This window comes from Saccharopolyspora sp. NPDC045941 (assembly GCF_056431445.1).
Genome location: NZ_JBWKKU010000011.1, coordinates 102,141 through 116,478, shown reverse-complemented (window position 1 = coordinate 116,478; position 14,338 = coordinate 102,141). Strand labels below are relative to the sequence as shown.

The 14,338-nt window shown below is 65.9% G+C and carries 1 protein-coding gene (running past both ends of the window); it reads right to left on the bottom strand.

This entire window lies inside a single protein-coding gene on the bottom strand: locus AC07FN_RS11545, encoding a scabin-related ADP-ribosyltransferase. The 50,055-nt coding sequence extends 17,232 nt beyond the window's left edge and 18,485 nt beyond its right edge, so the window shows coding positions 18,486–32,823 (codon 6,162, partial, through codon 10,941, complete); the first complete codon in reading order (the gene reads right to left) occupies nt 14,335–14,337. Both the start codon and the stop codon lie outside the window.

The following is a 14,338-nucleotide window of genomic DNA, read 5'->3' as shown; positions in this document are numbered from 1 at the left end:
GGGCGGGGTCTCCCCAGCCAGCACGGCCTGCCGGGTCAGATGCCATGCCTCGGTGACGCCGCCGCGCACCTCCCGGAGCACCAGTGCATCAAACGAGTCCGCGGCTTCCGCCAACTCCCACAGGCTCCGGAACAACGCCGGTGCCTTGCCCGGGAACGTCTGTACCTCCGGATCCAGTCCCGTCGCCTCGGTGAAACTGTCAACCGCCGTCGCGCCGCCTCGGACGTTATCGCGCTTCAGCGCCTCAGACGGGACCGACGGGTACGTCACGGGCACCGTGGTGCCGTGCAACACCTTGTAGTTGCCGTCGATCACGAACAGGTGAAGGGCGCCTTCCGCGACTTCGGCAACCTCCGACAGGGGCTGCCCGTGGCCGCCGCGCCAAGCCCACAGCTCCGCCTGATCGCGCTCTAGTCCCCACGCCGCGCCGTTCGAGCTGTCGAACAACACCCCGTTGGCTCGGATGCTGTCAGACGCTTGCAGACGTTGTACGACCTCGTCCCAGCCGGAAACACCGCGCAATGTCCCGATCTGGATCTTGAAGCGATCCTGCACTAGGCGCACGACGCCCTGCAATTCCCACTCCAGACCGGGCTGTGATCCCACCACGTAATCGGGTGCGGTGTGCCGCGGCGGCGGCTGAGTGGACGGGCCGGCCCCGGCCGGATCGTGCCCACCCCCGGACAGCTGCTGCTGTTCCCAGTAGTCGCGAAGTTCTTCCGGGTCGTACTGCACCGGCTCCGCTGGCGTCTCCTGAACGGCCTGATCAGGGCCGCTACCGCCCAACCCCTCGAACTGCACCACCCACGCCGGATTGACCGTGCCAAGAATGAGGCCAAGACCAACCGCGAACTGCTCCAGATTCTTCTCGTTCCACCTCAGGTTGGGGTTCGTCGCGTATTGATGGGCAACGAGACGGGAAACGGCGTCGTACTGAGATCCCACGCGACGGCCAACCGTGCTCCCGAGATCAACCGACGTGTCAAAGAGATTGGTTTTGTCGACGATTCGCCGCGCGATCGTCAGGTCGTTGTAATCCGGACTCAGATCCGCTGCGACCGCGTAGATGTCGTCTGCACTCGTCAACCGGGCCTGACCGTCTCCAAGAACCACCTCAGGCGGCGCAAACGTCACCAGCGCAGGACGAAGCACTCCAAGCCCACGCGCGATCAACCGAGCATCGTCGTCGATATATGCGTCACTGAACTCGCCATTCCTCAACAGCTGGCTAATCGCGTCGACCGCAGCGGCATAATGCAGAGGCCGACTCTCCTCCAACTGGTTCATGTCAGCGAACTTGTCGAGGACACCACGCGCGGCTGCGATGTTCGGATCGGCAGGCGCAGCCTCCGGCATGTGCAACTGCCCCGGCGGCGCTACCTCGTCATCGACCACCAGATCAAGCTTCTGCCCTTGATTATCGACCACGACCACCGAGTACCGGAAATCCGCATCACTCAGACCAGCTGGCAATTGCCCCATCGCCGGCACGTGCCACGCCCGAATTCCCGCACCACCCTCCAAACCGCTCTCGGGCCACCGCACCACCAGCGCCTCAGCCGCAACCCGACCCTCCGTAAACGCATGCATCACCGTCGCATCCAGCACCTCCCGTACATCCTGCTGCGGCGGAACCACCTCCAACGACCCCGGCATCACCCCGCCATCAAACGACGCCCCCCGACCAGTCAACGCCCCCGCAAACCCGTCCCATGCCGCAGACCCACCCTCCAACGCCCCCCACGCCAAACCCGCCGCCACAGCCCCCAACAACGACTCGGCAGAACCAGCAGCCCCCTGCAACTGCGGCGTCTGCTCCACCACCCGCAACGCAAACCGCCGACCCTCCAACACATAACCCACAAACCGATCCACCGCCTCCCGAACATCACCGGGCAGACGGGCAAAAACACCCTCCACCTCCGCGTCCATCCGCCCATGCGCCAACGCCACAGACTCAGCCGTACGCTCCGCGACAAACGCGCCCTCCTCCGCCGCATCCAACCCAGCCACCAAGGCCACCACACGCTCCGGCGACCACACCAACCCACCAAATCCCGCACCAAAACCAGACCCCGCACCCTCATCACCGCGCTGCCGCTTCGCCGGAGAACCCACCTGAGGACCGACCTGCTCCACAGCACGCTGCCGCTTACGCCGCCCCTTCCTAGAAACCCCACTCGCCACCGACCGCTCGCCGCTTTCCGACGCCGCACCGAGCTCCTCCGCGGCCGCCGCCAGCGACGCCCAATCCTTACCCCCCGAAACAACAGCCCTCAACAACGACTCGACGTCACCGGCGGCGGCGAAGCCACCAAGCTCTTGCTTTTGCAGCGCAATCTTCTGTGCCAACGAGCCACTCACCGATGCCTCGGCGACGAACCTGATGATCGCGCTCTGAACCACCGGGTCCAGGCCGCCCCAGACCTGAGGGTTCTCCCGGCTCAGCCGGTCATAGGCCCCGGCCACCTTCCGCTTCGCCTCGGCCAAAGCCGACCGCCGCTCGGACCCAGCCGACCGCCGCCCGGGCCCCGTCCTCCCCGTCCTCAAAGCCGACGTCAAGTGGCGCAGCTCGTCCTGGTCCAGAGCGCTGACCACCTCCCGCAATCCCGCAGGCAAGGAACCCGCAGCCTTCTGACCTTCGGCGGATCCCGGCTGCGGCATCTGCGACGACCCACCCGGAACCGCCCCCTGCGGGAGAGCCCCGGCGACCAGGTCCAGCAAGGTTGCGGCAACCTCCCTGGATTTTTTGAAATCCCCCAGGTCGGTGGCCCATCCGTCGGCGTTGCCCCACGACCCGCTGGCGCGGAATGCCTCGGTCTTCGCCATCACCCGCAACGCCACCGGATTCATCGCCAGCACATGCGCGACGAACGTCTTCACAACCTCCTGCTCGCGCGACTGCAGCCGCCCCAATGCCTCCGGCGCCTCCTTCTCGGACGCCTCAACCACCGCAAGCTTGGCTTTGGCCAGATGCCATGCCGCAGCTTCCCGCTTCTCGTCGTGTACTTCGCCCGTCGGCGGCAGAGCCCAACGCTCCACCTCAGCCGCATCACCAAGCTCCCGCGCAACCTTCTCCAACCGCTCGAACGTCAACCGCCCATCCGGCGTCTCGACACCACCGGCAACAACATTCCCTGACCCCTCAGCCACGTGCGCCAGCACCGCCAGCCACCCCACCAGCGGAACCCGGCTCTCACCCTCGTCGTTAACCAGGCCCGCCAGCTCCGATGTCCCGACCGCCTGCACCGCCAACGGCGTCTTCGCCACGATATGCTTGGCCACCGTCCTGAGAATGAGAACCTTCTCCGACATCTCGCTCAAAGCGGCCGGGACCAGCCCCCTGTCCACGGCTGACTTCCAAGACACGCCCATCCTCAACCCCACGCTGTAAAGGCGCCGGTCGTTCGCCACGTCCTCCTGCAGGGACGACGACCGCAGCTCCGCCTCACGCACCTCAAGTGCACCCGCCAGGGACTCCAACCCACCAGGCGTCGTCAACTCCAACCGCCGCACGACCGACTCTGGCTGGCGGTCCAGCGACGCAGAATCACCAACCCCAGCACCCAGCAACCTGTCACCACGGTCGCTGTCGCCTTCAAGGCCACGGAGCGGCGAAATGCCGGTGACCGCACTACCGTCGTCGGCGGCATTGGACTCGGCTTCCTGCCCCTGAGCGGAAACCGTCATTTCTTGGCCGGCCGGTTCCCACTGACTCACGACCTCGTCGACCACGGCGACGCGCTCTTCGTCATCCATCTCCAGGACCCGCGCCGCAGCGTCGTACTCGTCTGGGGTGAGCCAACCCGGCAACAGCCCGTGCAGTGCCCCCGAAACCAATGTGTCGTCCAGCGGCAACCCCGACGCGCCGTCCAGCGCCTGTTCCTGCGTCTGTGACGATCCCGCTTCCAGCGTCTGTGACGATGCCCCCGCGGCGGGCTGCTCAGCTACCAAACCAGCCAGGATCTCGTTGAACACCACCTCAGCGGCCTCGCCCCGATTAGCCCGAAGCCACACCACCCGCGCCACACCCTCAAAAACCTCCCCATCCTCACCCGCCAAAGCCCGAGAGGCGTCCAACCCGCCCGGCGGACCCAACTCGCCCCAAATCCCACTCCACGCCTCACCACTGCCCGGCGCCTCCAACACCGACACCGCCGACAGCACCCGCGCCCTGTCCCACACACCCCCCGTCCACGAATCCCCCGCCGCCTCATCACCGCGCTGCCGCTTCGCCGAAGAACCCACCTGAGGACCGGCCTGCTCCACAGCAGCACGCTGCCGCTTACGCCCGCCGCTTTCCGGCGCGAGCTCCTTCGCGGCCGCCGCCAGCGACGTCCAATCCTTACCCCCCGAAACAACAGCCCCCAACAACGACTCGACGTCACCGGCGGCGGCGAAGCCACCAAGCTCTTGCGTTCGCAGCGCAATCTTCTGCGCCAACGAGCCACTCACCGATGCCTCGACGACGAACCTGATGATCGCGCTCTGAACCACCGGGTCCAGGCCGCCCCAGACCCGATGGTCCTCCAGGCTCAGCTCGTCATAGGCCCCGGCCACCTTCCGCTTCGCCTCGGCCAAAGCCGACCGCCGCTCGGCCAAAGCCGACCGCCGCTCGAGCCCCGACCTCCCCGTCCTCAAAGCCGACTGCAAGTGGCGCAGCTCGTCCTGGTCCAGAGCGCTGACCACCTCCCGCAATCCCGCAGGCAAAGGACCCGCAGCCTTCTGGCCTTCGGCGGATCCCGGCTGCGGCATCTGCGACAATCCACCCGGAACCGCCCGCTGCGGGAGAGCCCCGGCGACCAGGTTCAGCAAGGTTGCGGCAACCTCCCTGGATTTTTTGAACTTTCCCAGGTCGGGGACCCGTCCGTCGGTGTTGCCCCACGACTCGTCGGCGTGGAATGCCTCGGTCTTCGCCATCACCCGCAACGCCACCGGTTTCAACGCCAGCACATGCGCGACGAACGTCTTCACAACCTCCTGCTCGCGCGACTGCAGCCGCCCTAATGCCTCCGACGCCTCCTTCTTGGACGCCTCAAACACCGCAAGCTTGGCTTTGGCCAGATGCCATGCCGCAGCTTCCCGCTTCGCTTCCCGCTTCGTCGCAGCTTCCCGCTTCGTCTCGTCGTGTACTTCGCCCGTCGGCGGCAGAGCCCAATGCTCCACCTCAGCCGCATCACCAAGCTGCCGCGCAACCTTCTCCAACCGCTCGAACGTCAACCGCCCATCCGGCGTCTCGACACCACCGGCAACAACATTCCCTGACCCCTCAGCCACGTGCGCCAGCACCGCCAGCCACCCCACCAGCGGAACCCGGCTCTCACCCCCGTTGTTAACCAGGCCCGCCAGCTCCGATGTCCCGACCGCCTGCACAGCCAACGGCGTCTTCGCCACGATATGCTTGGCCACCGTCTTGACATCCTGCGGAGACACCCCGCTCAAAGCGTCCGGGACCAGCCCCCTGTCCACGGCTGACTTCCAAGCCGGGCCCATCCCCGTCCCCGCGCTGGTAAGGCGCTGGTCGTTCGCCATGTCCTCCTCCAGCGACGACGACTTCAGCTCCGCCTCACGCAGCTCAAGTGCACCCGCCAGGGACTCCAACCCACCAGGCGTCGTCAACTCCAACCGCCGCACGACCGACTCGGACTGGCGGTCCAGCGACGCAGAATCACCAACCCCAGCACCCAGCAACCTGTCACCACGGTCGCTGTCGCCTTCAAGTTCTTGTCCCGCACCGGCCGTCGACTCCCCGCGCCCGGAACCCGGTGCCTGCGCAGTAGCAACCCGCGGCCGCCCGACAACCTCCTTGCCCTTATCACCCGACACATCCCCCGAGTCGCCGGAAAACTCGGAGCCGTCAGCGTCCCCGAAGCCCTCGGAGACGTCGTCGTCAGAGAACGTCGGGACGTCGTCCCGGACAGGACCGGTGGAGCTTTCCCCCGGTTCTTCTTCGGCCCACCTCAGGCGCCGACTCGGCGCGTCACGCAGCACTTGCGGCGCGCCACCATCACCGTCGCTGTCCCGCGCGCCGACCCGCCCGTCACCCACCGGCACAGCACCCTGCGACCGCACCGGCAACACCGTCGACGCCGGGGACGCGCTTTCCGGCGCCGACGAGTTCCGAGCAACGACTTCCAGCGCCGACAAAGCAACGGCGACGCCATCGGACTCCACATCGGGGTCCCAGCCAAGTTCTTCAAGCCGCGGCGTAGCCCGCACGATCTGCAGCGCTTCCGGCACACCCGCCAATGCCTCGGCGACGAGCCTGTTGACCGCACGCTGAACCACCGGATCCAACGCATTCAGAGCACCAAGGTCGTCATCGCTCAACTCGCCGTACGCGACCCACACCAATTCCTTCGCCGTCCGCAGCTGCTCGGCGCGATCCAGCCATTTCCGTACCGATATGTCTCGCTCGGCCGTGCGAAGCTGATCCACCGCACGAACCAGCCACTCGGCGCTCAACGGCACCACATCCCGCTGGTCGGCCGCTGCGCCCCGGGAAACCTCTTGCCCGGGCACCACAGGCTCAGCAGACACCAAGGTCGCGAAGACCTTCATCACATCGACAGCAGTTGATGAAGTGGACCACCTTTCGGGCACAGGCCCCCAGGAGTCGGCGTCGCGGAACGCCCCGGTCTTCGCCAGCATCAGCAAAGCCAACGGGTTACCCGCCAGCACATGAGCAGTGATGACCTCGACCGCGTCCCGCTTTACCGACGGCAGCCTCTTCAAAATCTTCGATGTCTCAGCATCCGACGTTTTCGCCCAGAAGGCCTTCGCCGCGACTTGGCCACGTTTCAGCCACTCAGCGTTCCACTCCCGACCGCGCTCGGTCAGCGGGTGAGCCGCGTCCAGCACATCCCAGCGATCGCTATCAGTCTCACGAACAAGAAGATTCGCCGCATCCTCCAGCCCAGCGACCGTAATGGCCGGCAACGCATCCCAAGCAAGAACACGCTCCTGCCCACCCTGATCACCCGGCTCGTTCGCCGCCCGCTGGTACCCCTCCCGCACGACATGCGTCAACACAGGCACCAACCCACGAAAAAGAACCCGTGACGAGCCCTCATGCACCAGCCCAGCCAGCTCAGGCGTCCCCCTCAACAACGCCAGCGCCGGCTGCGAGTCCGCGTGCGCTCGCTTGGCAATCTCCACAAGATTGCCCCAGTCCCTGGGGTACTCCTTGCGGAAAGCCGCCGCCGCCGGGCTGATGTACCCGAAATTATTCTTGTTGATCAGACGGTTCGCGATACCCAGCCCGTTGAAATACGGCCACTTCTCGGCCGCGGAGAGCCGCGCCAGCCATCCGGCCTCGTCAGAGCTGACCTGGGCCAGCTGCGCCTCCAACGCCGCACCCGTCCACCCCGCCATCACGGGCATCACGGGGGCAACGTGCCCAGGGTCGATCCGGCGCCCCCCAGCATCGAGCCCGTACACCCAATAATCGGAACCGGGATCACCGAGCGCATCCGGAAGCACACCACTCAGCGCCTCCCATCCGCGCACATGCACCGCCTGGCCCTGCCCACCACTCGGGTGCCACACCACCAGAAACTCGGTCGTGGACGGCTCCTCCGCATTCCGTGCGAGATCCCCCAACCGAACCCGGACATCAGCGACCATGCCCAACGACGCCAGTTCCGGAACGCGATGCGACCTCAGCCGCGAACGGTCCAACGCGCCGGAGAACGACTCCCACGCCTCAACTCCACCCGCCAGCTCCCCCCACTGCCGAACCTGCCGCACATTGTCCGCGATTTCCTGCACCAACTCCTCCGCAGAACCCCAGCCCAGATTACGAAGCTGAGGTGTCGCGTAGAGCACCTCAAGCGCCAACGGCCGACCGGCCAGCGCATAGGCGACGATCCTGCCGACAGCACCCCGATCCACCTCATCCAGACCAACCAGGAGATGCGCCTCCGTCATCCAGCCAAAGACGCCAGCCACCTCGGCCTGTGCCTGCTGCAGACGCACGACATGCTCGCGATCGGTCCCCCGCCGCCGCTGCCCCTCGAGGAACGCCGACTCGGCCGCATCAAAGCGATCCGCCACCGTTCGCAAACCCTCCGGCGTGAACCTCACCGGCCAGGCCGGCACCCGTGCGGCCACAACACCCAACAGATCCACGACGGAATCCAGATCAACACCGGCGAACTCCGGCAAATACATCGCCGCCGGCGTCTCAGCCAGCACGTGCGCAACAATCCTGAACGCAGCATCCCGATACGCCGACCCAGCCTCAGCCAGCCGATGCACCGCATCACTCAACTCCCGGCCATCGAAAACCTGCCGCACGTCAGCCAACGCCGAGCCCAACCGCTCCGCAGACAACGACAAGTCACGCGCCCGAACCTCATCCAGCGCATACGCCGCATCCAGCAACCCCCGCGGCGTCCACTCCACCGAAACAGCCGTGGCGTCCCCTGACCTCACATCACCGCCACTGGTGCCGTCAGCGTTGAACGCCTCCCCCACGTCGCTAGACCCCGCGTCGTCTGGCCCTGCACCAAACAGCAACCCGTCACCACCGTCGCCTTCAAGGGTGCCCGGACTACCGTCGCTGTCGCCTCCAAGGGTGCCCGGACTACCGTCGGCAGTGAACTCGGCTTCCTGGCCCTGAACGGAAACCGTCATTTCTTGGCCGGCGGCCAGTTCCCACTGGCTCACGACCTCGTTGACCACGGCGACGCGCTCTTCGTCATTCATCTCCAGGGCCCGAGCCGCAGCGTCGCGCTCGTCTGGGGTGAGCCAATCCGGCAACAGCCCGCGCCGTGCCCCCGAAACCAATGTGTCGTCCAGCGGCAACCCGGACGCGCCGTCCAGCGCCTGTTCCTGCGTCTGTGACGATCCCGCTTCCAGCGTCTGTGACGATCCCGCTTCCAGCGTCTGTGACGATGCCCCCGCGGCGGGCTGCTCAGCTACCAAACCAGCCAGGATCTCGTTGAACACCACCTCAGCGGCCTCGCCCCGATTAGCCCGAAGCCACACCACCCGCGCCACACCCTCAAAAACCTCCCCATCCTCACCCGCCAAAGCCCGAGAGGCGTCCAACCCGCCCGGCGGACCCAACTCGCCCCAAATCCCACTCCACGCCTCACCACTGCCCGGCGCCTCCAGCACCGACACCGCCGACAGCACCCGCGCCCTGTCCCACACACCCCCCACCCACGAATCCCCCGCCTCCTCCAGCTCCACCCCACCCTGACCCGGAACGAACACCGTCCCCCACCAGCGGTCACCCTCAACCCGACCCGAACCGGGTTGCAGGACCGCGTTCAACTGCTCCCTGATCCGCCTCATGGCCGAGGCGTCCGCGAAATCATCAAGCTCCAACCGCGTACCCGGCTGGGCTGTCAGCGCACGCATCACATCGAACTCATCGCGCTTCAACCACCCCCACCGGCCAGCCGTCTTCATCAACAACCCCTCAGCCCGCGGCGAATGCTCGCGCGGCCACACCCTATTCACCAGACCTTCGACCGCGGACGGAGCAACCAGCCGATCCCCTTCCGCACCGGTCGTCGTATACCACCACGAACTCTCACCGCCACCGTTTTTTCCGGGCGTGTGCGAAACAATGATCCCGGCACCGTGCCGCCTCAACACCTTGTTGACTTTCGAGATTCTTACATCAACAGCATGATCTTTGACACTGGAGTTCGGATCCCAGATACTCTTCCGAAGCTCATCACGGAAGAACTTCTCCCCCGGCGCCTGCGCGAAGAAATGCAGCATCTTCAACGAGCCTGCTTCTAATAATTTACCCCAATCGGCAGCGGTGAACCGGTGCCCCGTTCGACTATCGATATCGGCCACCGGCATCTTGGGCACATACAGATAGGCCGTCTCGTCACCACGTGTCTCGGTAACAATCCAGCCGCTCGACTCCTCGAAACTTCCGCCACCCAAATCTTTCAGGACCGCAGCGTTCAAGAATTCGAAAGTTCTCCGGTGAAAGGGATTGTCTAGCGACTGTTTCGGCCACGCCACTTGCCGCAGAATGCGCGCAGGAATGGGGCGGCCCGGATTCGCCTTATAGAACGCCAGCAACCTATCCTCCGGCGTCGCGTCAGACGCGAGGGGAACCTGCTTGAACGACGCCAACTGCAGCTTGCTCTCCTCGGCACGCCGTTCGCCGAGCGCCCCCGTCGGCTTCATCCCCCACTTCTTCCGCGCCTGCTGCTGCGCGGAGTTGTTCGTTTTACCGAGCTTCGGTTGATCCAACTTGGTCAGCGTCGCCGCATGCCCGGCCTGCTCCAGCCCCAACCGTAGGGTCCAGCCATCGAGCGCGACCAGGTCCCCCACCCCTGCATCGGCGCCGACCGAGTTCAGTTCCGCCACTATCCTCGTCGACGACTCGTCCACCTGCCGCGGCAGGTCCTTTTGCAGGGCCGACAACAACTGCCCCGCACCGTCGCTCAACCACGCCCGCCAGTGGTCACCCACCAGCAGCTCCCACCCATCCCACCGGCGTTCGGGCCGCAACGATGTGCGACCGACGTCCGGGATCTCGGCCATCGACAACAACCGATCCCCCTCCTCGTCAGTCGACGCATATACGAACCCCGTAACCTCTTCGCCGTCATTGATGGGAAAGATGTAACCCGCACTATTCGCCAGCAACAACCCATTGATCTCACTGACAATCTTCGTGGAAAGAATTGCCGTCTTTCGACCACGCAGCGCATCGAACTCCGCCGTCGAAATGAAGCGCCGAGGCGCCTTGACGAACCCCGCCAACAAGTTGAGCTCAGGCCCGCCCAGCGCACCGCTCCAGTTCAACCGACGCGGTCGATCCCCCGCCAAACCCCCACCATCCGATGCCACCGCATTCGATACCGCAGCATTCGGAACGAACATGTACTTCCCAGCCCTGGACACGACCCACCCCGCCGCGCCAGAACCCGAACCAAGACTCTCCCGCGCAGAAGACAGAACCTTCGCGAACGATTTCCGATCCAACCCCTGCGACTCAAAACCAGCCGCCTTGACACCTTCATGAGCCCGGTCCAACCACTTTTCCGGCTCCAACAGCACATTCGGCTTATCCCGGAACGCGGCGGCTAACACATCCTCCCAAGTCTGCGAACCCTTACCCCGCAGCGACTCCGACGTCCGACCACCAGCCTGCGCCTCGTCAGCCTCAGGTTGTTCGTTTCCAGGGCGTTGTGCCGCCGGGTCCAGTTGTGCTGGCGCGGCGGAGGGCTGAAAGTCACGCGCCCGAACCTCATCCAGCGCATACGCCGCATCCAGCAACCCCCGCGGCGTCCACTCCACCGAAACAGCCGCGGTATCCCCTGACCTCGCGTCACCGCCACTGATGCCGCTGAACGCCTCGCCCGCGTCGCTTGACCCGGCACCAAACGGCCCGCCGACCGACTCGGGCTGGCGGTCCAGCAACGCAGAATCACCAACCCCAGCACCCAGCAACCTGTCACCACCGTCGCTGTCGCCTTCAAGGCCACGGAGCGGCGAAATGCCGGTGACCGCACTACCGTCGTCGGCGGCATTGGACTCGGCTTCCTGGCCCTGAACGGAAACCGTCATTTCTTGGCCGGCCAGTTCCCACTGACTCACGACCTCGTCGGCGCGCTCTTCGCCATTCATCTCCAGGACCCGCGCCGCAGCGTCGTACTCGGCTGGGGAAAGCCAATCCGGCGACAGCCCGCGCAGTGCCCTCGGAACCAATGCGTCGTCCACCGGCGGCAACCCGGACCCGCCATCCAGCACCTGTTCCTGCATCTGTGACGATCCCGCTTCCAGCGCCTGTGACGGTCCCCCCTCATCACCGCGCTGCCGCTTCGCCGGAGAACCCACCTGAGGACCGACCTGCTCCACAGCACGCTGCCGCTTACGCCCGCCGCTTTCCGGCGCGAGCTCCTCCGCGGCCGCCGCCAGCGACGCCCAATCCACACCCCCCGAAACAACAGCCCCCAACAACGACTCGACGTCACCGGCGGCGGCGAAGCCACCAAGCTCTTGCGTTCGCAGCGCAATCTTCTGCGCCAACGAGCCACTCACCGATGCCTCGGCGACGAACCTGATGATCGCGCTCTGAACCACCGGGTCCAGGCCGCCCCAGACCCGACGGTCCTCCAGGCTCAGCCGGTCATAGGCCCCGGCCACCTTCCGCTTCGCCTCGGCCAAAGCCGACCGCCGCTCGGAAGCCGACCACAGCTCGGACCTAACCGACCCCCTCGCCTTCAAAGCCGACTGCAAGTGGCGCAGCTCGTCCTGGTCCAGAGCGCTGACCACCTCCCGCAATCCCGCAGGCAAAGGCCCCGCAGCCTTCTGACCTTCGGCGGATCCCGGCTGCGGCATCTGCGACGACCCACCCGGAACCGCCCCCTGCAAGAGAGCCCCGGCGACCAGGTCCAGCAAGGTTGCGGCAACCTCCCTGGATTTTTTGAAAAGTGCCAGGTGGAAGGCCCATCCGTCGGTGTTGCCCCACGACTCGGCGGCGCGGAACGCCTCGGTCTTCGCCATCACCCGCAACGCCATCGGTTTCATCGCCAGCACATGCGCGACGAACGTCTTCACAACCTCCTGCTCGCGCGACTGCAGCCGCCCCAATGCCTCCGACGCCTCCCTCTTGGACGCCTCAACCACCGCAAGCTTGGCTTTGGCCAGCTGCCACGCCGCAGCTTCCCGCTTCTCGTCGTGTACTTCGCCCGTCGGCGGCAAAGCCCAACGCTCCACCTCAGCCGCATCACCAAACTCCCCCGCAACCTCCTCCAACCGCTCGAACGTCAACCGCCCATCCGGCGTCCCGACACCACCGGCAACACTCCCTGACCCCTCAGCCACGTGCGCCAGCACCGCCAGCCACCCCGCCAGCGGAACCCGGCTCTCACCCTCGTCGTTAACCAGGCCCGCCAGCTCCGATGTCCCGACCGCCTGCACCGCCAACGGCGTCTTCGCCACGATATGCTTGGCCACCGTCCTGAGAATGAGAACCTTCTCCGACATCTCGCTCAAAGCGGCCGGGACCAGCCCCCTGTCCACGGCTGACTTCCAAGCCGGGCCCATCCCCGACCCCACGCGGAAAAGGCGCTGGTCGTTCGCCACGTCCTCCCCCAGCGACGACCGCGGCAGCTCCGCCTCGATCCGCTCAAGTGCACCCGCCAGGGACTCCAACCCACCAGGCGTCGTCAACTCCAACCGCCGCACATCCGCCATAGCCGGACCCTGCTCCGCAGCGACCCCCGGCCGGACAACCTCCTTGCCCTTATCACCCGGCACATCCCCCGAGTCGCCGGAAAACTCGGAGCCTTCCCCGAAGCCCCCGAAGCCCTCGGAGACGTCGTCGTCAGAGAACGTCGGGACGTCGTCCATCAGCACGTCGTCGCCCGGGTCGGGCACGGTGGCCCGGTCGCGGACAGGACCGGTGGAGCTTTCCCCCGGTTCCTCTTCGGCCTGCGACCGCACCGGCAACACCATCGACGCCGGGGACGCGCTTTCCGGCGAGTCCGACGAGTTCCGAGCAACGACTTCCAGCGCCGACAAAGCAACGGCGACGCCATCGGCCTCCACATTGGGGTCCCAGCCAAGTTCTTCAAGCCGCGGCGCAGCCCCCACGATCTGCACCGCTTCCGGCACACCCGCCAATGCCTCGGCGACGAGCCTGTTGACCGCACGCTGAACCACCGGATCCAACGCATTCAGAGCACCAAGGTCGTCATCGCTCAACTCGCCGTACGCGACCCACACCAATTCCTTCGCCGCCCGCAGCTGCTCGGCGCGATCCAGCCATTTCCGTACCGATATGTCTCGCTCGGCCGTGCGAAGCTGATCCACCGCACGAACCAGCCACTCGGCGCTCAACGGCACCACATCCCGCTGTTCGGCCGCTCCGCCCCGGGAAACCTCTTGCCCGGACACCACAGGCTCAGCAGACACCAAGGTCGCGAAGACCTTCATCACATCGACAGCAGTTGTTGAAGTGGACCACCTTTCGGGCACAGGCCCCCAGGAGTCGGCGTCGCGGAACGCCCCGGTCTTCGCCAGCATCAGCAAAGCCAACGGGTTGCCCGCCAGCACATGAGCAGTGATGACCTCGACCGCGTCCCGCTTCGCCGACGGCAGCCTCTTCAAAATCTTCGATGTCTCAGCATCCGGCGTTCTCTTCGCCCAGAAGTTCTTCGCCGCGGCTTGGCCACGTTTCAGCCACTCAGCGTTCCACTCCCGACCGCCCTCGGTCAGCGGGTGAGCCGCGTCCAGCACATCCCAGCGATCGCTATCAGTCTCACGAACAAGAAGATTCGCCGCATCCTCCAGCCCAGCGACCGTAATGACCGGCAACGCATCCCAAGCAAGAACACGCTCCTGCCCACCC